This window comes from Nocardia sp. NPDC052316 (genome assembly GCF_044547795.1).
Lineage (GTDB): Bacteria > Actinomycetota > Actinomycetes > Mycobacteriales > Mycobacteriaceae > Nocardia.
Genome location: NZ_JBIUBB010000006.1, coordinates 394,700 through 414,499, shown reverse-complemented (window position 1 = coordinate 414,499; position 19,800 = coordinate 394,700). Strand labels below are relative to the sequence as shown.

General features: G+C 67.2%; 22 protein-coding genes. 5 read left to right on the top strand and 17 right to left on the bottom strand.

What is annotated here, in order from left to right; genetic code table 11:
* Window position 1: 1 nt before the first annotated feature.
* From rpsC to ACIHA7_RS29565, 9 genes are all read right to left on the bottom strand, one after another.
* Window positions 2-805, bottom strand: a complete 804-nt coding sequence (rpsC, locus tag ACIHA7_RS29605; RefSeq protein ID WP_107654116.1) for a 30S ribosomal protein S3 — start codon at window positions 803-805, stop codon at window positions 2-4.
* Window positions 806-1,207, bottom strand: a complete 402-nt coding sequence (gene rplV / locus ACIHA7_RS29600; protein WP_107654115.1) for a 50S ribosomal protein L22 — start codon at window positions 1,205-1,207, stop codon at window positions 806-808.
* The gene (rpsS, locus tag ACIHA7_RS29595) at window positions 1,204-1,485 is read right to left on the bottom strand and encodes a 30S ribosomal protein S19 (protein ID WP_019045020.1); all 282 of its coding nucleotides are present in this window, start codon (window positions 1,483-1,485) and stop codon (window positions 1,204-1,206) included. The genes rplV and rpsS overlap by 4 nt, the downstream gene beginning before the upstream one ends.
* A 15-nt stretch (window positions 1,486-1,500) precedes the next feature.
* The gene (rplB, locus tag ACIHA7_RS29590; RefSeq protein ID WP_107654113.1) at window positions 1,501-2,340 is read right to left on the bottom strand and encodes a 50S ribosomal protein L2; all 840 of its coding nucleotides are present in this window, start codon (window positions 2,338-2,340) and stop codon (window positions 1,501-1,503) included.
* 33 nt (window positions 2,341-2,373) lie between these two features.
* The gene (gene rplW, locus ACIHA7_RS29585; protein ID WP_040731336.1) at window positions 2,374-2,679 is read right to left on the bottom strand and encodes a 50S ribosomal protein L23; all 306 of its coding nucleotides are present in this window, start codon (window positions 2,677-2,679) and stop codon (window positions 2,374-2,376) included.
* Window positions 2,676-3,350, bottom strand: coding sequence for a 50S ribosomal protein L4 (rplD, locus tag ACIHA7_RS29580; protein WP_397294195.1), 675 nt, complete (start codon window positions 3,348-3,350; stop codon window positions 2,676-2,678). Before rplD ends, rplW begins: the two co-directional genes overlap by 4 nt.
* Entirely contained in the window at window positions 3,347-4,012 is a 666-nt protein-coding gene (rplC, locus tag ACIHA7_RS29575; RefSeq protein ID WP_040731331.1) for a 50S ribosomal protein L3, read from the bottom strand. The genes rplD and rplC overlap by 4 nt, the downstream gene beginning before the upstream one ends.
* A 14-nt stretch (window positions 4,013-4,026) precedes the next feature.
* Window positions 4,027-4,332, bottom strand: coding sequence for a 30S ribosomal protein S10 (gene rpsJ, locus ACIHA7_RS29570; protein ID WP_003938093.1), 306 nt, complete (start codon window positions 4,330-4,332; stop codon window positions 4,027-4,029).
* A 525-nt stretch (window positions 4,333-4,857) separates the two neighbouring features.
* Window positions 4,858-5,331, bottom strand: a complete 474-nt coding sequence (locus ACIHA7_RS29565; RefSeq protein ID WP_397294193.1) for a hypothetical protein — start codon at window positions 5,329-5,331, stop codon at window positions 4,858-4,860.
* A 120-nt stretch (window positions 5,332-5,451) separates the two neighbouring features.
* Between ACIHA7_RS29565 and ACIHA7_RS29560 the strand changes: the two genes are divergently transcribed.
* Window positions 5,452-5,928 carry a hotdog fold domain-containing protein gene (locus ACIHA7_RS29560; RefSeq protein WP_397294192.1) on the top strand — a complete coding sequence of 159 codons (477 nt, stop codon included), beginning with the start codon at window positions 5,452-5,454 and terminating at the stop codon, window positions 5,926-5,928.
* A gap of 12 nt (window positions 5,929-5,940) precedes the next feature.
* Here the strand turns inward: ACIHA7_RS29560 and ACIHA7_RS29555 are convergent, their stop codons facing one another.
* Window positions 5,941-6,876 carry an esterase/lipase family protein gene (locus ACIHA7_RS29555; protein WP_397294191.1) on the bottom strand — a complete coding sequence of 312 codons (936 nt, stop codon included), beginning with the start codon at window positions 6,874-6,876 and terminating at the stop codon, window positions 5,941-5,943.
* 1 nt (window position 6,877) lies between these two features.
* The gene (locus ACIHA7_RS29550; RefSeq protein ID WP_397294189.1) at window positions 6,878-7,813 is read right to left on the bottom strand and encodes an alpha/beta hydrolase; all 936 of its coding nucleotides are present in this window, start codon (window positions 7,811-7,813) and stop codon (window positions 6,878-6,880) included.
* A 302-nt stretch (window positions 7,814-8,115) separates the two neighbouring features.
* Between ACIHA7_RS29550 and ACIHA7_RS29545 the strand changes: the two genes are divergently transcribed.
* Window positions 8,116-9,306 carry a lycopene cyclase family protein gene (locus ACIHA7_RS29545; protein ID WP_397294188.1) on the top strand — a complete coding sequence of 397 codons (1,191 nt, stop codon included), beginning with the start codon at window positions 8,116-8,118 and terminating at the stop codon, window positions 9,304-9,306.
* On the opposite strand, the gene ACIHA7_RS29540 is transcribed toward ACIHA7_RS29545, so the two are convergent.
* Genes ACIHA7_RS29540 through ACIHA7_RS29530 form a run of 3 tightly spaced genes read right to left on the bottom strand, consistent with a single transcriptional unit; the run spans window position 9,276 to window position 11,946 of the window.
* A complete protein-coding gene (locus ACIHA7_RS29540) occupies window positions 9,276-10,145 on the bottom strand; it encodes an ABC transporter permease (protein ID WP_397294187.1) in 870 nt (289 codons plus the stop codon). The genes ACIHA7_RS29545 and ACIHA7_RS29540 overlap by 31 nt on opposite strands.
* Complete coding sequence (locus ACIHA7_RS29535) at window positions 10,142-10,966, bottom strand: ABC transporter permease (protein ID WP_397294186.1); 825 nt, start codon at window positions 10,964-10,966, stop codon at window positions 10,142-10,144. Before ACIHA7_RS29535 ends, ACIHA7_RS29540 begins: the two co-directional genes overlap by 4 nt.
* On the bottom strand, window positions 10,963-11,946 hold the full coding sequence (locus ACIHA7_RS29530) for an ATP-binding cassette domain-containing protein (RefSeq protein ID WP_397294185.1): 984 nt from the start codon (window positions 11,944-11,946) through the stop codon (window positions 10,963-10,965). Before ACIHA7_RS29530 ends, ACIHA7_RS29535 begins: the two co-directional genes overlap by 4 nt.
* A 365-nt stretch (window positions 11,947-12,311) precedes the next feature.
* Between ACIHA7_RS29530 and ACIHA7_RS29525 the strand changes: the two genes are divergently transcribed.
* Window positions 12,312-13,838 carry an aldehyde dehydrogenase family protein gene (locus tag ACIHA7_RS29525; RefSeq protein WP_397294184.1) on the top strand — a complete coding sequence of 509 codons (1,527 nt, stop codon included), beginning with the start codon at window positions 12,312-12,314 and terminating at the stop codon, window positions 13,836-13,838.
* 64 nt (window positions 13,839-13,902) lie between these two features.
* On the opposite strand, the gene ACIHA7_RS29520 is transcribed toward ACIHA7_RS29525, so the two are convergent.
* Window positions 13,903-15,156, bottom strand: coding sequence for a TetR/AcrR family transcriptional regulator (locus ACIHA7_RS29520; RefSeq protein ID WP_397294183.1), 1,254 nt, complete (start codon window positions 15,154-15,156; stop codon window positions 13,903-13,905).
* 130 nt (window positions 15,157-15,286) lie between these two features.
* Here ACIHA7_RS29520 and ACIHA7_RS29515 point away from each other — a divergent pair, with 130 nt between their 5' ends.
* Window positions 15,287-16,108 carry an enoyl-CoA hydratase-related protein gene (locus ACIHA7_RS29515; protein WP_397294182.1) on the top strand — a complete coding sequence of 274 codons (822 nt, stop codon included), beginning with the start codon at window positions 15,287-15,289 and terminating at the stop codon, window positions 16,106-16,108.
* 175 nt (window positions 16,109-16,283) lie between these two features.
* Window positions 16,284-17,309 (top strand): SDR family oxidoreductase, encoded by a 1,026-nt coding sequence (locus ACIHA7_RS29510; RefSeq protein ID WP_397294180.1) that lies wholly within the window; start codon window positions 16,284-16,286, stop codon window positions 17,307-17,309.
* 35 nt (window positions 17,310-17,344) lie between these two features.
* Here ACIHA7_RS29510 and ACIHA7_RS29505 read toward each other — a convergent pair whose 3' ends face one another.
* Together ACIHA7_RS29505 and ACIHA7_RS29500 are read right to left on the bottom strand one after the other, a co-directional pair.
* Window positions 17,345-18,580, bottom strand: a complete 1,236-nt coding sequence (locus tag ACIHA7_RS29505; RefSeq protein ID WP_397294555.1) for an Nramp family divalent metal transporter — start codon at window positions 18,578-18,580, stop codon at window positions 17,345-17,347.
* Between the two features lie 136 nt (window positions 18,581-18,716).
* Window positions 18,717-19,709, bottom strand: coding sequence for an alpha/beta hydrolase family protein (locus ACIHA7_RS29500; protein ID WP_107654101.1), 993 nt, complete (start codon window positions 19,707-19,709; stop codon window positions 18,717-18,719).
* Between the last annotated feature and the right edge of the window lie 91 nt (window positions 19,710-19,800).

Here is a 19,800-nt window from a genome sequence, read left to right as displayed (position 1 = left end):
GTCAGCCCTCCTGTGTCTCTGCCGGAGCGTCCACCACCGCGGTGGCGGCGCGCCCGGCCTCGGTGCTGGTCGCCGTGGTACCGGCGGATCCGGAGCGACGCGGGCGAGACGGACGCTCGCGGCGCGGGCGATCGCGATCGCCTGCCGGAGCGGCCGCGGCGGCGAGCTCACGCTTGCCACCGACGATGTCGCCCTTGTAGATCCAGACCTTCACGCCGATGCGACCGAAGGTGGTCTTGGCCTCGTAGAGGCCGTAGTCGATGTCGGCGCGCAGCGTGTGCAGCGGCACCCGACCCTCGCGGTAGAACTCCGAGCGCGACATTTCGGCGCCACCGAGGCGGCCCGAGCACTGCACGCGGATGCCCTTGACGTTCGGCGAGCGCATGGCCGACTGGATGGCCTTACGCATCGCACGACGGAACGCCACGCGGTTGGACAGCTGCTCGGCCACGGCCTGAGCAACGAGCTGCGCATCCGATTCGGGGTTCTTGACCTCGAGGATGTTCAGCTGCACCTGCTTCTTGGTGAGCTTCTCCAGCTCGGCCCGGATGCGATCGGCCTCGGCGCCACGGCGGCCGATGACGATGCCAGGACGAGCGGTGTGGATGTCGACCCGAACCCGATCACGGGTGCGCTCGATCTCCACCTTGGAGATGCCCGCCCGCTCCATGCCGGTGGCGAGGAGCTTGCGGATGGCGACATCTTCCTTGACGTAGTCCGCGTACTGCTTGTCCGCGTACCAACGCGACTTCCAGTCGGTGGTGATACCGAGGCGGAAGCCATGGGGATTGATTTTCTGTCCCATTTACTTTGCCCCTCCCTTCCGGCGGTTGCGAGTTGCTCCACCGGCGGTGGGGATGCTCTCGACCTCGATGGTGATGTGGCTGGTGCGTTTGCGGATGCGGAACGCACGACCCTGGGCGCGCGGCTGGAACCGCTTCATGGTCGCACCCTCGTCGACGTAGGCCGTCGAGATGACCAGGGTGGCCGGGTTCAGGCCGAGGTTGTTCTCGGCGTTCGCCGCGGCACTGGCCACGACCTTGGCAACTGGCTCGCTCGCGGCCTGGGGCGCGAACTTCAGGATCGCCAGGGCATCCTCGACTCGCTTGCCGCGGACGAGGTCCACGACGCGACGAGCCTTCATCGGGGTCACGCGCACGTGCTTCGCCGTCGCGCGTGCAGTCGGATTCTGAGTGTCAGTCGTCATCGCCGCTTGCTCTTCCGGTCGTCCTTGACGTGGCTCTTGAACGTCCTGGTCGGCGCGAACTCACCGAGCTTGTGCCCGACCATGTTGTCCGAGACGAACACCGGCACGTGCTTGCGACCGTCATGGACGGCGAAGGTGTGGCCGATGAAATCGGGGATGATGGTCGAACGACGCGACCAGGTCTTGATGACCTGCTTCGTGCCCTTTTCGTTCTGCACGTCCACCTTCGCGAGGAGGTGGTCGTCGACGAACGGGCCTTTCTTGAGGCTGCGTGGCATTTCTTACCTCCTCCTTCAGCGCTTGTTCTTGCCGGACTTGCGGCGGCGGACGATGAGCTTGTCGCTCGGGCGGTTGGGCTTGCGGGTACGGCCTTCCGGCTGTCCCCACGGCGAGACCGGGTGGCGACCACCGGAGGTCTTACCTTCACCACCACCGTGCGGGTGGTCGACCGGGTTCATCACGACACCACGGACGGTGGGGCGACGGCCCTTCCAGCGCATACGGCCGGCCTTGCCCCAGTTGATGTTCGACTGCTCGGCGTTGCCGACCTCGCCGACGGTGGCGCGGCAGCGCACGTCGACGCGGCGGATTTCGCCGGAGGGCATACGCAGCGTGGCGTAGGAGCCTTCCTTACCGAGCAGCTGGATGCTGGATCCGGCCGAACGAGCCATCTTCGCGCCGCCGCCCGGGCGCAGCTCCACCGCGTGGATGGTGGTACCGGTCGGGATGTTGCGCAGCGGCAGGTTGTTACCCGGCTTGATGTCGGCCGTGGGGCCGGACTCGATCGGGGTGCCCTGCGCGATGCCCTTGGGCGCGATGATGTAGCGCTTCTCGCCGTCCACGAAGTGCAGCAGCGCGATGTTCGCGGTGCGGTTCGGGTCGTACTCGATGTGCGCGACCTTGGCCGGGATGCCGTCCTTGTCCAGTCGACGGAAGTCGATCAGACGGTAGGCCCGCTTGTGGCCGCCACCGCGGTGCCGAGTGGTGATGCGACCGTGCGCATTACGACCACCCTTGCTGTGCAGCGGACGGATCAGCGACTTCTCGGGGGTCGACCGAGTGATCTCAGCGAAGTCCGAAACGGACGACCCGCGGCGACCCGGGGTTGTCGGCTTGTACTTACGAATTGCCATGAGTTCTTCTCTTCTTTCTGGAGTCCCAGGCGCTTACGCGACCGGGCCTCCGAAGATCTCGATGGGCTTGCTGTCGGCCGAGATGGTCACGAGCGCGCGCTTGGTGTTCTTGCGCTTGCCGTAACCGAAGCGGGTCCGCTTGCGCTTGCCCTGACGGTTGGCGGTGTTGACGCTGGTAACCGTGACACCGAAGACCTTCTCGACGGCGATCTTGATCTGCGTCTTGTTGGAATCCGGGTGCACGATGAAGGTGTAGGTGCCTTCCTCGATGAGTCCGTAGGACTTCTCCGAGATGACCGGCGCCAGCAGGATGTCGCGGGGGTCGGCGATGGTGGTCACTTGCTCTCCTCCTGTGCCGCCTCGGCGGGGCCGTGCACGAAGGCGTTGAGGGCCTCCACGCTGAACACGACCTCGTCGCTTTCCAGCACGTCATAGGTGTTGAGCTGGTCCGGCGCGATCGGGTGCACGAACTCGAGGTTCTGCACGCTCTTCCAGGCCGCGATGTCCTCACGTCCGAGGACGAGCAGGAACTTCTTGCGGTCCGACAGCTCCGCGAGGAAGCTCTTGGCCGTCTTGGTCGACGGGTCCTGCCCGGCAACCAGTTCGGTGATCACGTGGATGCGCTCGTTACGCGCCCGGTCCGAAAGTGCTCCACGCAGCGCGGCGCGGATCATCTTCTTGGGGGTGCGCTGGCTGTAGTCGCGCGGCTGCGGGCCGTGCACGACGCCACCGCCGGTGAACTGCGGCGCGCGGGTCGAGCCCTGACGGGCGCGGCCGGTGCCCTTCTGCCGGTACGGCTTCTTGCCACCACCGCGGACTTCACCGCGGGTCTTGGTGGAGTGCGTGCCCTGACGGGCCGCGGCCAGCTGCGCGATGACCACCTGGTGCATCAGCGAGATGTTCGCGGTCACGTCGAAGATCTCCGCGGGGAGATCGACGGTGCCATTGGTCTTGCCGCCCAGTTCCTTGACCGGCAGGGTCAGGTTGGCCTTCTTTTCGAGGCTGGTCATGCGTGCGCACCACCCTTCACTGCGCTCTTGACGATCACGACATTGCCGCGACGACCCGGGATCGCTCCCTTGATCAGCAGCAGGCCGTTTTCGGCGTCGACCTTGTGCACCGAGAGGTTCTGCGTGGTGACGCGGTCATTACCCATGCGACCCGACATGCGCATGCCCTTGAACACGCGGCCGGGGGTGGCGCAGCCACCGATGGAGCCGGGGCGACGGTGCACAGCCTGCGCACCGTGCGAGGCACCCTGACCGGCGAAGCCGTGCCGCTTCATGGTGCCGGCGAAGCCCTTGCCCTTGCTGGTACCCGTCACGTCGACGTAGGTGCCCTCTTCGAAGACGTCGGCGTTGATCTCCTGGCCGACCTCGAAGGTGGACGCGTCGGCGACGCGGATCTCGGCAACGTGGCGACGCGGGGTGACACCGGCCTTGGCGAACTGGCCGGAGACCGGCTTGTTCACCTTGCGCGGGTCGATGGCGCCGAAGGCAACCTGAACGGCGCTGTAGCCGTCGCGTTCCACGGTGCGGATCTGGGTGATCACGTTCGGTCCGGCCTTGATGACGGTCACGGGAACGACGCGATTCTTCTCGTCGAACACCTGGGTCATCCCGAGCTTGGTGCCGAGGATGCCCGCCGCGGGCCTGTTCTTGTTGTCAGTCATATCTCCAGTCCCCGTCACTGAATGTTGACGTCGACGCTGGCCGGGAGGTCGATGCGCATGAGCGCGTCGACCGTCTTCGGCGTCGGGTCGAGGATGTCGATAAGCCGCTTGTGCGTACGCATCTCGAAGTGCTCGCGCGAGTCCTTGTACTTGTGCGGCGAACGGATGACGCAGTACACGTTCTTCTCGGTCGGCAACGGCACCGGCCCGACGACACGGGCCCCAGTGCGGGTCACCGTCTCGACGATCTTGCGCGCTGACGCGTCGATCGCCTCGTGGTCGTAGGCCTTGAGCCTGATGCGGATCTTCTGTCCCGCCACGCTAAGTGTCCTTTTCTCCGCTTATACCTTCGTGATCCGGAAGCTGGCTTCCGTACCACCCTCAATTTGCACAGCCCGAACACACGAAGACGTCTCACGTGAGACCGCGATCAAGCACGCATGCTCGATCCTCGCCGCTGTTCATCTGTCATGGTTCTCCGGTCCACGCGGTCGGGCGTGTCGCCCATCCGCTCATTCTTCGGCACTGGATGAACTCATCTCAGGCCTGGAATCGTGTTCCCGGACGTACCCACACCGGATGAACCAGTGAGGTACACGATTGGTACTGCTCGCCTTCCCTAGCCATCCCGTCTCAACTCGGAAACAGGCACGGCCCGGTGCAAGGCAACCCGAACAGTATGCCCGACGCGCTCGGCTACTTCAAATCCGGCCCCGAGGAACGGCTCCGCCCAGGTCATCGGCGTGCCGGCACGGCAACAACAGCGGCGGTCGTGCCGATTCCGAGGAACCGGCACGACCGCCGTCGTTCGCCTATTCGACCCCACCCGCCGGAGGCGGATCAGGTCAGCGCAGCACCTGCACGATCACATACTTCGAGCCATCGTAGAGCGCCGGATCGACCACGGCGATGGCGATCGAACCACTGCGCGTGGCGGCGGCCTCGGCGGTGACGCCCGAGAACTCGAGGTCATCGTTGTACTGGATGCCATCGATCAGCTCGCCGCCCTGATAGATGGAATCCTCATCGAGATAGAACAGCCCGTCGGTGGTCAGCGGACCGTTCAGCACGCCCATGAGCGGGCTGCGCTGCAGCGCGACCGTCTCATTGTGATCGAGTTCGAGGCCGAGATAGATGCCGTCTTCCGGCGCGATGACCGGAGTAACGGCGGCAGCCTGGCCCGCCCCTGCGGATGTCGCGAGGACAGCGCCGCCGAGCGCGATACCGACGGCGGCGACGATTGTGCGAATACCCATGCTCGAGAACTCCCAGTTCCCCTCTACGCCAACAGAAATGGCGTCGGCCCCCAGTCCCGTCATCGATCGACGCAACGGATCAGCTTAACAACTCGGGCAGGCGTCCAGAAAGCCCCGGACCGCTCTCGCGGTGATTTGGGGCACACTCGACCGACCGAACTTACTCCGCAGTAAGATGACTCCATGACGAAAGCGACCGCGACCTACCGCAGCTGGCAGAAGCTGCCGGACAATCGGCTCGGCCACACGCTGTTCTCGCTCGGCATGGTGGCGCGGGTGCCGTATTTCGGCACGGTGCTGCCGAGCGTGGTGCGACTCGAGCCGGGCCTGTGCGAGGTGACCTCGCCGAAGTGGTTCGGCATCCACAACCACCTCGGCACCTATCACGCCATCGCCGCCTGCAACCTGGCCGAGGTGGCCATGGGCATGCTGAGCGAGGCGACCGTTCCGGAGACGCACCGCTGGATTCCGAAGGCGATGAACGTGCAGTACCTGGCCAAGGCCGAGACCGGCCTGCGGGCCGTCGCGAAGCTGCCGGAGGTCCCCGACTTCGCGACGATCACCGAGGGCCGGGACCTGATCGTCCCAGTGTCGGTCTACGACAAGCACGGCCTCGAGGTCGTGCACGCCGACATCACCACCTGGGTCACGCCGAAGTAGTCGCACCCGTCCTCAGCAGGGCAGCGGGCGGTTGTCGTTCGCCAGCGCGCTGAGCACCGCCGCGGCCGCCCGCGTATCTCCCAGCAGCCCACTGTGATTGGCGATGTCGGTCGGGCAGCCGTCTTGCAGCCAGATATTGCGGTTGTCACCGGTGGGCGCGGTGAGCAGCGCGGTCTCCTGCGGGGTGATGATCTCGTCGGCGCGGGAGGCGAGGGCCGTGTACCGGACCCCGGGCACGGTCTCGCCTCCCGCGTTCAGCCGGTTCAGCAGCGGTGACCCAACCACCTGCTGCTGACCCGGAGTTCCGAAGACCTGGGCGGCGATCTGCGCGTTTTCCAGACCGAGCGAGGCCAGGTCGGGGTAGCTGTCGCGGAGTCCAGCCCAGGTCGAGCCCCGGTACGGAGTACCGAGCGTGATCACCTGGGTCACCGCGGTCGGGCCGTGCGAACGCAGGTACTGCCGGATCACGTTGCCGCCGGTGGAGTGACCGACCAGCGCCACCTGCTGCGCGCCGGTCGATTTCTGCACGGCCTGCACGACGTCGCTCAACTCGGTCGCCATCCGATCGATGTCGGCGACGCCGTAGATGGTGCGACCGAGCACGGCGGCGCCGACCGGGCCGATACCCACTGCGCTGGAACCGGCTTGGCCGCTCACCACATCACGCAACCCGGGGGTTGGGCCGAGATTCGCGGCGAAGACGCAGTGGCCCTCGGCCCGCAGCAGTGGTGCGAGCAGCGCGAAACTGTTGGCCGCGTCGGTGCCCGAACCGTGGACGAGCACGACCGGCTGCGGGTGCACCGCCGACGGGCGGCAGGCCCAATCGTTGGCGCCTGCGAAGGCGGGGATCGGCGGGGCGGCCGCCGCGGCGGGGGCGTGCAGTACCGCCGCGCAGGCGGCAGCGAACATCAGGCCGGCGATCCGCGCGGCCTGTTTGCGAATCCACATCTCAAATTCCCAACGGAGCAGACAGCGCGGGCCACGAGTTCTTCAACGCGTCTTCCCAATATCCCCAGGAATGGGTGCCGTCCGGGTGAATGTCATACGTTGCCGGAATACCGAGAGTATTCAGGCGGGTCTGCATATTTCGCGAGCAGTAATTGGTCGCCGCCTCGATGGCGCCGCCTTTGATGAGCTGGGCCGCGATACCGTCGACACCGGGCAGCGAGTATTTGCCGTTCAATTCATCGTATTTCCCGGGGATACCGCCACCGCTGGAAATGTAGATGGACTTGCCGCGCAGCCCCTCGGCCTGCACATACGGGTCGTTGGCCGCCCAGCGCGGGTCGTTGGCCGCGCCGTACATGTTGGACAGCTTCGCCCAGCCCCAGGTCTCCACGGTGAGTTTCATGAACTCCTGGCCGACCGGGTCGCTGATCTGCGCGCAGCCGCTGTAGGCGGCGACGCTGGAGTAGAGGTCGCCGCTGGTCGCGGCGAGCGCGAGCGTGGTGGTGCCCGCCATCGAGAGGCCTGCGATGGCATTGCGGCCACTGGTGGCGAGGTATTCGTCGATGAGCGGCGGCAATTCGCGCGTCAGAAAGGTCTTCCACTTCTGCTTGCCGAGGCGCGGATCGTCGTTGATCCAATCCGCGTAGTAGCTGAACATGCCGCCGATCGGCGAGACCACGTGCACATTCTTGGTCGAAAGGAACTGCAGCGCATCGGTTTCCGTCTCCCAGGTGACGCCGTCCTCGCCGCCACCCGCGCCCTGCAGCAGGTAGAGCACCGGCCGGGGCACGCTGGTGTCGGCGGCCCGCTGGGTCTCCACCTGAATATCGCGATCCATGGCCGCGGAGTGAATTGTCAAGGTGAGCTTTCGCGCATCGTGCTCTTGCACCGCGACAATCGCGGACTCCGCGGGCGCACCGTGCGCCGATGCCGGCATAACCGCGAATACAGTCGCGCCGACTGTGACTGCGAGCACACCGAGCCAACGGAGGGTATTGCCACTCATGATTCCCCTTCTCCTGAACGCGGAAACCACCCGCGTCCGGCACCGAGACTACGGTCTGACACAGCACTTTTTCATCACTGAAGTTGCTGGGCCACCAATTCTGGGGGCACGGTCAAACGCAATTCTCGAACCGTTGCTTTCACCGTGTTCGGTTGAATGCGAGACCCGATTTCCGGGGGCTCGATGTGCGCGGATAGTTGCGTCGGCCCGGCCGCAGCGGATTGAATGCCCTCATGGGTGTCAGCGCGGTCCGAGAAGTCGACGTGTGTGTGGTCGGGCTCGGTCCGACCGGCCGGGCACTGGCGCATCGTGCGCTGCGCGCCGGACTCAGCGTGACCGCGGTCGATCCGCGGCCGGATCGGCTGTGGCCGCCCACCTACTCCTGCTGGGTCGATGAACTGCCGGACTGGCTGCCCGCGAGCGCGATCGCCAGCACGATTCCGCAGCCCACCGTCTGGACGAAAACGGCGCTGCGCATCGATCGCCCCTACTGCGTGCTGTCGAAAACGGGCCTGCGCGAGGCGCTCCCGCTCGACGGAGCCACCGTGCTTGCGGGGCGCGCCACCCAGGTCGACGCGCACGCGGTGACCCTCGCCGACGGCACGGCGGTGACCGCGGCGACGGTTTTCGACACCCGCGGCCTGCCCACGCTCGGCCGGCGCCGGGCCGCCAGCGCGCACGGCATCTTCGTCGCCGCCGAGACGGCCGCGCCGATGGTCGAGGAGGGCGAGGGGCTGCTGCTGGACTGGCGGCCGGAGAACGGCGCAGGCCCCGACGAGCCGCCGTCGTTCCTCTACTCCGTGCCGCTCGGCGACGGCACGGTGATCTTCGAGGAGACCAGCCTCGGCCTGCGCGGTGGCATGCCGCAGCACGAGCTGCGCAAACGGACCCTGAACCGGCTTGCCTCGCACGGCATTCGACTCACCGGCACCGAACCGACCGAGGCCGCGCACTATCCGCTCGATCAGCGACCGCCGAAAAAGGGCGTCGCCCAGGCTGTTCCGTTCGGATCCCGCGGCGGCATGATGCACCCCTGCACCGGCTACAGCGTCGCCGACTCACTCGCACTGGTGGATACCGCGGTCACCGCGCTACAGCAGGGCCGCGACCCGATCGCCGAGCTGTGGCCGCGCCGCGCCCGATTGGTGTACTGGATGCGGATGCGCGGGCTGTGGGGACTCGGCCGACTGACCACCGAGCAGTCCATCGCCATGTTCGACGCGTTCTTCAACGCCTCGCCGCGCGGACAGCGCGCCCTGCTGTCCGCGCACGACGACTACACCGCCCTCGGCGCGGTCCTGTTCAACACCGTCGCGCACACCTGGCCGTTCCACTGGCGCTACGACCTGGTCGGCTGGACCCACCGCAATCGCTGGCTCGACTACGACTTCGATCAGGCGCCGGTCTCGGCCGCCCGCCGATAGCCGCGCACCGCGGGGTAGGCGAACACCACGATCAGGCCGAGCGTCCACAGCACGGTCTTCATCAGCGGCTCGGCCACCGGCCCGCCGTAGGACAGGCCGCGCATCGCGTCGATCGCACAACTCATCGGCTGGTTCTGGATGGTCGACTGCAACCAGACCGGATAGGCGAAGGCCGGTGCGAAGCCGGTGTTGAAGAACATCAGCAGCGTGTTGATGATGCCGATGATATTCACCAGCATCACACCCTCGGTGACGGTGGCCAGCGCGGTGACGAGCACGGCGAAGGCGATACCGAACAGCACCGGGATGCCGATCAGCGCGAGGCCGGCGAGCGGGCCCTGATTGAACCGGAAGCCGAGCAGCAGCCCGACACCGACGACGAACAGCGTGGTGACCAGCACCCGCACCGCCTCGGCCAGCAGGCGTCCGGTCAGCCCCGCCGCCCGGTGGATCGGCATGGTCCAGAATCGGCCGAGCAGGCCGGACATCTTCTCGCCCTTGAAACCGAGAGCGCTCACCACCGCGCCGGACATCGCCGCGACCAGCGTGAGCAACGCCATCTGGGCGTAGATGCTCGGCTGGCCGGTGTAGTTGGTGATCGACCTGCCGAGCACGATCTTGAACATCAGCAGCGTCAGCGCCGGGTACACCAGCGTCTGGATCGTGGTCGCGGGATCACGCGCCCAGACCAGCAGCAGCCGCTTGCACTGGATCAGGCTGTGCGTGAACCAGTTGCGCAGCGAGTTCTCCGGTGTCGCCGCGACCTCGGGAAGCGGTGTCTTCCAAGAGATCTTGTCGGTCTCGTCGATGGGCGCCATGGTGGCCTCTACGGAACTCATGATCGCCTCACGCTCGCCCAGATCGACAGGGGGATGAACACGAGCGCGAGCCCGATCACCCAGGTCAGCGGTACCCACAACACCTGCCAGCTGACGCCGCCCGCGGCCATGTCACGCAGCGCGAAGGAGAACTGGGAGATCGGCTGATTGCGCACGAAGCCCTGAATCCACTCCGGGAAGCTGCGTTCCGGGACGAACCCGCACGAGAGCATGCCGAAGATCAGCGTGGGCAGGGTCAGCGCCTGGCTCAGCGACTCCGGGCTCTTGGTCAGACTGCCGAGCGCGTCGGCGCCGAGCGCGAGCGTGGTGCCGACCGCCAACGAGAACACACAGAACAACACGGCCTGCCCGAAGCCCGCGACGAAGCGGAAACCGATCAGGTAGCCGAAGATCAGCGCCGCGGTCAGCGAGGTGACCGAGCGAACCAGCCCAGCGGCGATCCGCGCGGACAGCGGAACCAGCGTGCCGATCGGCATCGTCTGCATTCGAGTGCTCAGCCCGGTCAACGCCTCGAACGCAGCCAGCTGCGCATTCGACATCATCGTGAAGGCCATCGTCTGCAGCACGATGATCGGCATGACGTACTGGGCGTAGTCGATGCCCTGGAACTTCATCACGAAGCGCAGCGGCAGGTAGAAGCCGAGCGTGAACACCAGCGGCGTCACCACCGCGACGATCAGTTCGCCCTTGGTGGCCATGGTCCAGACGATGCGCCCGGAGAGCGCGCGCCACTGCGCGAACGAGGACAGTCGAGCCTCGGGTAGGTCCGCGAACAGTGCGGCCGCGTCCGCGGCCCGATCAGGAGCAGTAGCGGTGGTCACGCGGTGCCACCCGAGCGCCCCGTGATGGACAGGAAGACGTCGTCGAGCGAGGGCCTGCGCAGCGCGATGTCGGCCAGGTCGATGCCCGCGCTGTCGAGGCGGCGCAGCGCCTCGGTCAGCGTTGCCGCGCCCTCGGGCGCCGGGATGGAGAGTCGGTCGCCGCCGTTGATGTCGGCGAGTACCGCGGCGGGCACCAGGTCGCCGAGGGCGGCGGCGGTCGGGCGCAGCTGCGTCGGGTCCAGCGGGACCACCTCGCAGTAGCTGCCGCCGGTCTTCTCCTTGAGCTCGTCGGCGGTGCCTTCGGCGATCACCGTGCCCTTGTCGATGACGATGATGTTGTCGCTGAGCACGTCGGCTTCCTCGAGGTACTGCGTGGTGAGCAGGACCGTGATGCCTTGGGCCTTCAGCGCGTTCACCAGATCCCACACGCCCTGGCGGCTGCGCGGGTCGAGGCCGGTGGTCGGCTCGTCGAGGAACACCACTTCCGGTCGCACCACCAGGCCGCACGCGATGTCGACCCGGCGGCGCATGCCGCCCGAGTAGTGGCGCACCGCCCGGCGGCCCGCGCTCACCAGGTCGAACTCCTCGAGCAAGGTGTCGGCGCGCTTACGCGCGGCACTCTTGGTCAGGCCCATCAGGCGACCGAACAGTTCCAGGTTCTCCCGGCCGGAGAGGTTCTCGTCGAGGGCGGCGTACTGCCCGGTCATCATGATCGACCGGCGCACTCCGGCCGCGTCCTTCAGCACGTCGTGCCCGGCGACCACGGCGGTGCCGGAGTCCGGGCGCAGCAGCGTGGACAGGATCTTCACCATCGTCGTCTTGCCCGCACCGTTCGGGCCGAGGATGCCGAGGACGGAGGCGCGGTCGGCAACGAAGCTGACCCCCTGCAGTGCATGCACATCGCCGAACGACTTCCGAACGTCCGTCACCCGGACCGCTGGCTCACTGGCATGCAGATCTGCTTGGTTCAAGCTCGGCATCAACTCTCCACTATCGGCAATTGCGACGACTCGGGGCCGCCGGAGCGCGCGCGTATACGTCCCCATGAATGATCCGTAGCGCTTGGCGTGATGTTACCGGCATGCAGCATTCACACCGGGTCGCCCGCGCGGTACCCAACTGGACCGCAGACTAATTGTGTCCTTACTCACACTCGCTGATATCCGTCCGGCGCGGCGCAGATCGGCGCTGGTCGACCGTGTCAAGGGCAGCGCGGCGGCAGCGGACGAGCCTTGTCGGCCCGGCGCGGCGACCATAGTCTGCTAATCGGGGGAACACTCACTCGTCCGCGGCGGCCGCCCCACCGGTGGCCCGCACGCCGATTTCGACACTGCGAGAGGTGATCATGGCCGAGTCCGCGCAGCCCCGAGTGGCGGCGCAGCCGGGAGGATCTGGCCGATCGAACGTGCTGACGTCCTACGACCCGCGCACCGGCGAGACCGTCGGCAACTACGCCGTCATGGGCGCCGGTGAAATCAATCGCACTGTGCGCGCTGCGCGTTCGGCCGAAAAATGGTGGGCCGAACTGGGATTCAGCGGACGCAAGCGCTGGCTGCTCGACTGGAAGCGCGACATCACCCGCCGCGCAGGCGAATTGGTCGAGATCCTGTCCGAGGAGACCGGAAAACCGGAGGCGGACGCGGCGATCGAGGTGATGCTCGCGGTGGAGAACCTGGACTGGGCGGCCCGGAACGCGGCGCGCGCGCTCGGCAGGCAGAAACTCGGCTCCACCTGGCTGACCCGTAATCAGCGCGCCTCGGTGGGTTACCTGCCGCTCGGCGTGATCGGCGTGCTCGGCCCCTGGAACAACCCGGTGTTCACGCCGATGGGCTCGATCGCCTACGCGATGGCCGCGGGCAACACCGTGGTGTTCAAGCCGCACGAGCTGACCACCGGCGTCGGGGTCTGGCTGGCCGACAGCTGGACCAGGCTGGCGCCGAATCAGCCGGTGCTGCAAGTGGTTACCGGCGACCAGGCGACCGGGGCCGGGCTGTGCCGGGCCAAGGTGGACAAGATCGCCTACGCCGGTTCGGAGTCCGGCGCGCGGGAGGTGATCGCGCTGTGTACCCAGACGATGACGCCGGTGGTGGTGGAGCGCGGCGGCAAGGGCAGCATGATCGTGCACGTCGACGCCAAGCTCGACGACGCCGCCGAGGCCGCGGTGTTCGGCGCGATGGCCAATGCGGGACAGAACGCCACCGGTATCCAGCGGGCCTACGTCGCCGAGTCGGTGTACGACCGATTCCTGGAGCTGGTCGTCGCGCAGGCGGTCAAGCTGCGGCCAGGCGCGGACAAGCGTGCGTCGTACGGTCCGATGATCCTGGAATCGCAGGTCGAGGTGGTGCGCAAGCAGATTCGCGACGCGCTGGCCCGCGGCGGCCGCGCGGTGGTCGGCGGACTGGACTCGATCCGCGAGCCGTATATCGAACCCGTCGTGCTCGCCGAGGTGCCCGAGGAGAGCCTGGCGATCACCGGCGAGGGCATCGGGCCGGTGCTGGTGGTGAACAAGGTGACCAGCATGGCCGAGGCCGCCCAGCGCATCAATGCCGTGGGCAACGATGTCGCGGTCTCGGTGTTCACCAGGGACGTGCACGAGATCGAGACCTTCGCCGAGCACCTACGCGTCGGCGTGGTCACCATCAACTCCTCGACCGCCTACGCGGGCATCCCCGCGCTACCCTTCGGCGGCGTCGGCGAATACGGCCAGGGGCACAGTCACGGCGATCAGGGGCTGCGGGAGTTCAGCCGCACGCTGTCGATCGCCCGCAAGCGCTACCAGGCACCGGTCAACCTGTCGACGTTCGACCGCCACCCACGTCATCTCCGTCTGGCCAGGACCATCTTCCGTATCAGGCACGGTCGCCGCGCCTGAATTGCCGCATACCCCTCGGCTTTCCGCACAGCGACTCGGCGTGCGAAAGCCGGCAGGTGTGCGTTTACGCCTTGGAACCGAGCAGGACCGCTTGCATCAAGGCGGTGACCCGAGCCAATTGCGCGGGGCGGGAGTCGAATCGGAGCAGACGGCCGACGTCGATCACCTGGCCGATGGCGGCGTGCACCCGGAATCGGGCCTCGACGGGATCACCGTCGAGCAGGTTGGCCCATTCCAGCACGTTCTGGCGTTGAATGGCGCGCAGTTTGTGCTGCTCGGCCTGCGGCAGATTGCTGAATTCGGCGTAGTAGACCGGCATGATCTCCGGCATCGCGAAGGTCAGGCGGGCCTGCCGCTCGGCGATCCGGCGCACCGCGTCCTCGCGGCTGGTCGCCTCGGCCAGCGCCTCGGTGATCGCGAGGGCGACCCGATCGCCGGTCCGATAGAACGCGGCGGCAAGCAGGTCGGACTTGCTGGCGAAGTAGCGGTACACACTGGAGGCGTTGATGCCGACGGCCGCGCCGATCTCCTCGATGCTCGCCTCGTGATAGCCCTGCCTGCCGAAGATCCGGATCGCCTCGGTGAGCAGTTGTTCGCGCTTGGAGGACACCGGCAGGCCGCGCGTGACGGGTCCGGGGTCCGGTTCCGGTGGGGCGGGCGGCAACTCGGCGCGCAGGATCGCCCACGACATGTCGTGCAGCAGCGGCAGCAGCCGCGCGCCGGACAGCGCGCTGCGGTGCGCGGAGATGCTGGCGATCGCGCTGAGCACGGCGGCCGCCGACATCGCGATATCCGCAGGCGGCGCCTGCGGCCGCAGCAGCGCGATGGGCTCGGCGAGCGTGCCGTTCAGGTCGTCGTAGATCTGCCGGATCCGGACTCGATCTTCGCGTTCCAGGTAGCGCCGCTCCCAGCGGTACAGCCCGGCCTCGCGGCGGATCTCGATGGTGTGTTCGCTGATCGCCCGGATCAGTGCGTCCAGCCGTTGTTCGGGTGCCAGTTCCGCGTCATCCGCGGCGCGGGCCACGTTCAGCAGGTGCCGGGCCCCCTCTTCGGCGGCCGCGACGAGCAACGCGTACTTGTTCGTGAAATGCCGATACAGCGCGGGCCCGGAGATCCCCACCTCGGCGGCGATCTCGTCCACGCCGACCGGGTAGTACCCGCGATCGCTGAACGCGCGCGCGGCCGCCCGGATGATCTGCACCTTGCGATCCTTGGGCCTGCGGCGCACCGGACTCGCCGTGGCCCGGCCACCGCTGCCCGCTTTATCGGCATCCGGCCGCGCGGAAGCGAGGCCGGCCTCGCTGCGATCCGCGACCATGCACCTCTCCGTTCTCCGGCGGCGCCGCTGGTTGACAGCGCCCGACAATGGAACCTAAGTTAACCACAATTCGCAAAGTTAACCAGTATTCATGGCAGGGTAGCCGCTGAGTTCCAGCGTAGGAGCAGACATGACGAACACCGATTCTGCGGCAGTTGCCGCGTCCGCCACGCCGGTGACGGGCTTTTCGGCGGTGCACGACGGCAAGGTGCTCCGGGTGACGATCACCAACCCCAAGCGCAAGAACGCCGTCGACTACGACACCATGGTCGCCCTCGGGGACACCTTCGTCGCGGCCGCCGAAGACCGCTCGGTGCGGGTGATCGTGCTGACCGGCGAGGGCGGCGATTTCTGCACCGGCGCCGACCTCTCGGCCACCGCGCGCGAGGCTCAGCGCGGCATCACCCCCGACATGACCATGGACGCCGCGAACCGTTTGGTGAAGGCCATCGTCGACGCCCCGATCCCGGTGATCGCCCGCGTCAAGGGCTCGGCGGCCGGCGTCGGCGTGGCCATCGCGTTGGCCGCCGATCTGGTCTACGCCAGCGAGGACGCCTACCTTCTGCTGGCCTTCATCAATATCGGCCTGATGCCCGACGGCGGCGCGGCCGCCATGATCGCCGCCGCCGCGGGCCGCCCCCTCGCCGCGGAGATGGCACTGCTCGGTGAACGCCTGCCCGCCACCGCCGCGAAGCAGGCCGGCCTGTTCACCGCGGTGGTCTCCGAGGCGGATCTCGACGCGAAGGTCGAAGCCGCCGCCGCCAAGCTGGCCGCAGGCCCCCGTCGCGCCCTCGAACTCACCAAGAAGGCCCTCAACCAAGCGACGTTGACCTCGCTCGACACCGCGCTGGCGGCCGAAAAGTCCGGCCAGACCGAACTATTGACCTCCCCCGACTTCATCGAGGGCGCCACCGCCATGCTCACCAAGCGCAAGCCGGTCTTCGGAGACTGACTACCCCAAACCCGAACCATGTCGGCACGACAACTGATTTCGCGAGTACATGGGTAACTCCCCGGGCACCGGCTAACCCAACTCCCAACCCGACCGCCGGCCGCCAACGCGACACCAAACGCGCATGTGTCCGGCCTGAAGTCCCGGAGAGGCGGAACAGCTAGGCTCATCGGCTATGGGCTACCTGGTTACCGGGGCAACTGGGTTCATCGGTCGGTTCCTCATCCCCGAGCTGCTGAAACGCGAGGGCGACATCCATGTGCTGGTACGGCCGGGCGCCGAGTCCGCCGACCGGTTCGCCTGCTGTGCCCGCGAGTGGGATGCGGCGGATCGAGTCCTACCGGTGCCCGGCGACCTCGGTGCGCCGGGGCTGGGGATCGACCCGGCGTGGCTGGCCGCGCATCGCGGCTCGATCGACCATGTCTTCCATCTGGCGTCCAGCTACGACCTGGCGGAGCGGGCCGACGGCACCCGGCATGTGGTCGATGTCGCCGAAAGCTTGAAAGCCGGTCTGCTTCATCATGTCTCGACGGTGGAGGTGGCCGGCTCGGCCGAGGGCCTGTTCACCGAGGACATGTTCGATGTGGGTCAGGTGTTGACCACGCCGACGCAGCGGGCCAAGTTCGAGGCCGAGCGGATCGTGCGCGCGGCCGTACTGCCGTGGCGGATCTACCGGCCCTCGATCGTGATCGGCCATTCCCGGACCGGTGAGATCGACCGGATCGACGGCCCCTACTACTTTTTCCGGCTGCTGCGCATGGGTGCGCAGTTGCCTCGCATCCTGCCGGTGCTGGTGCCGAAACTCGGCGAAACCAACATGGTCCCGGTCGATTTCGTGGCACGGTCGCTGGATCACATTGCGCACCAACCAGGCTCGGACGCGACGACCTACCATCTGGTCGATCCGCGCAGACAGAGCGTGGCCGAGGCGTTGAACCTGTTCGCCGACGAGGCAGGAGCGCCGCACCTGGTCGAGGTGATGCCCAAGCGCGCGCTCGACATGGTGTTGCAGGTACCGGGCGCCAGCTGGGTGCTCCCCCGCGTCGGCGTGCCCCAGGATGTGTTGGAGCACAGCGAGTTCAGCTGCTGGTTCGACTGCCGCAACACCACCGCCGCCCTCGCCGGCACCGACATCAAGGTGCCGCCGCTGGCCGGTTACGCACCGCTCATCTGGAAATACTGGATCGAGAACTGGGTCTGACGATCCACCCCGAATGCCCGGCGGCCGTGCGGCTTTCAGGCGCCGGTGAGCGTCAGATAGATCAACGCGACGTTGAGTGCCGAGATGATGGCGGCGATCAGCCAGGCCAGTGCGGTGGTGACCCGATGGTTGACGTCGTTGCCCATCAGTACTCGATCGCTGGTGAATCGCACCAGTGGAATCAGCGCGAACGGGATACCGAAGGACAACACCACCTGGGAGATGATCAGTGCCCGAGTGGGATCGATGCCGACGGCCAGGATCACCAGGGCCGGGATCAGGGTGACCAGGCGGCGCACCATGAGCGGAATCTGCTTGCGTAGCAGGCCCTGCATGATCATCGCGCCCGCATAGGCGCCGACCGAGGTCGAGGCCAGGCCGGAGGCGAGCAGGCCGATGGCGAGCAGCAGCGCCGCGACCGGTCCGAGCGCGTCGCCGACGGCGGTGTGCGCGTCCTGCAGCGTCTCGATTTCCCGGTCGCGCAGCGTATTCGCCGCCATCAGCAGCATGGCCAGGTTCACCGTGCCCGCCAGCACCATGGCCAGCGCGACATCCACTTTGGTGATCTTGAGCAGCCGCACCCGCAACGCGCCGGGCGCCGGGTGACCGTGCCGGTCCCTGGCCAGGCCGGAGTGCAGGTACACCGCGTGCGGCATCACCGTCGCGCCGATCATGGCGGCGGCGAGCAGCACGCTCTCGGCGCCCTGGAACCTCGGCACCAGTCCGCCGATGGTGCCGCCGACCGAGGGCGGTGAGATGAACACGCTGGCCAGAAAGCCGATGGCGATGACGGCGAGCAGCCCGGTGATCACCCGCTCGAACGGCCGCTGGCCGCGGCGGTCCTGCACAAGCAGCAGTCCCATCGACACCACACCGGTGATCACGCCGCCGACCAGCAGCGGCAACTGGAACAGCAGGTTGAGTGCGATCGCGCCGCCGACCACCTCGGCGAGGTCGGTGGCCATCGCGACGGTCTCGGCCTGCCCCCAGTAGCCGAGCCTGGTCCACTTGCCCGCCCGTTCCCGCACCGCCTCCGGCAGCGACATGCCGGTCACCAATCCGAGCTTGGCGGAGAGGAATTGGACGAGTCCGGCCATCACATTGGCCATCACGATGACCCACACGAGCAGATACCCGAACTGCGCGCCCGCGCTGATGTTCGACGCCACATTGCCGGGGTCCACATAGGCGATCGCCGCCACGAAGGCCGGCCCGAGCAAGAGGCTGGCCGCACGGGCCCGCTGGGACACAGATTTAGCGGACTCGACCATCGTTGCACTCACGGAACAGAATTTTACGGGTTCCCAAACTTTTTGGTTAGCCCTACCCCGAAAAGCCGACCGCCTGGTCATACCCGAAGGTATAACCAGGCGGTCAGTCCGTATTCAGTGGCTGAAGCTGCGAGCCTCAGATGCCAAGGCCGCGGGCCAGCACCGGCCACGACAGCTGGAACTCGTCACGCCAGTAGCCCCACGAGTGGGTGCCGCTGTTGCGGAAGTTGTAGGTCGCCGGGATGCCCAGCGAGTCCAGCTTCCCCTTGAGGTTGTTCGTGCAGTAGTTGGTGCCTGCCTCGATCACACCGCCGATGATGATCTGGTTCGCCAGACCGTAGGCGCCGGGCAGCGCGTACTTGCCGTCGAGGGTGTCGTACTGGCCGGGCAGGCCGTTGCCGGTGGAGATGTAGAGGTCCAGTCCGCGCAGCCCCTCGGCGTGCACGTACGGATCGTTGGCCACCCACTCCGCCGAACCCTGCGGGCCCCACATGTTGTCGGTGTTGCCGCCACCCCAGGTCTCGACGGTCAGCTTGACGAACTCCGAGCCGACCGGGTCACTGGTCTGCGCGCAACCGCTGTAGGCCGCGGCCGCCTTGTACAGGCCCGGCTTGGCGATCGGCAGCGCGAGCACGGTGGTGCCCGAGGTGGACAGGCCCGAGATCGCGTTCACGCCGTTGGTGCCCAGCGCGCCGTCGATCAGCGGCGGCAACTCCTCGGTGAAGAAGGTCTTCCACTTGTTGCGCCCGAGCGCCGGGTCGTCCTTGATCCAGTCGGTGTAGTAGCTCCACTTGCCACCGATCGGCTGCACCACATTGACGTTCTTGTCCGAAAGGAACTGCAGCGCATCGGTCTTCGCCTGCCAGGAGGCGTCGTCCTGGCCGCCACCCGCGCCGTTGAGCAGGTAGAGGGTCGGGCGCGGCACCGACGCGTCGGCCGGGCGCTGGACATCGATGATGACCTTCTGGTCCATCGCCGCCGAGTACACGTACAGCCGGATGTTGCGCGCATCCTTGTACTCAGCCTTGGTGATACGTGATCCGTCCGGGGCGGTCGGGTTGGCGAGCAGACTCTTGCCCTCGATGATCGGGTCGGCTGCCGACGCGGTGGTCACGCCGAGACCGGTCATCACTCCCGCAAGGACCGCCGTGGCCGCGATCGCCGCGGCGGCACGTAGGCCGCTGCGCCGGGTCTGTCGACGTATCAATTTCGCACCTTCG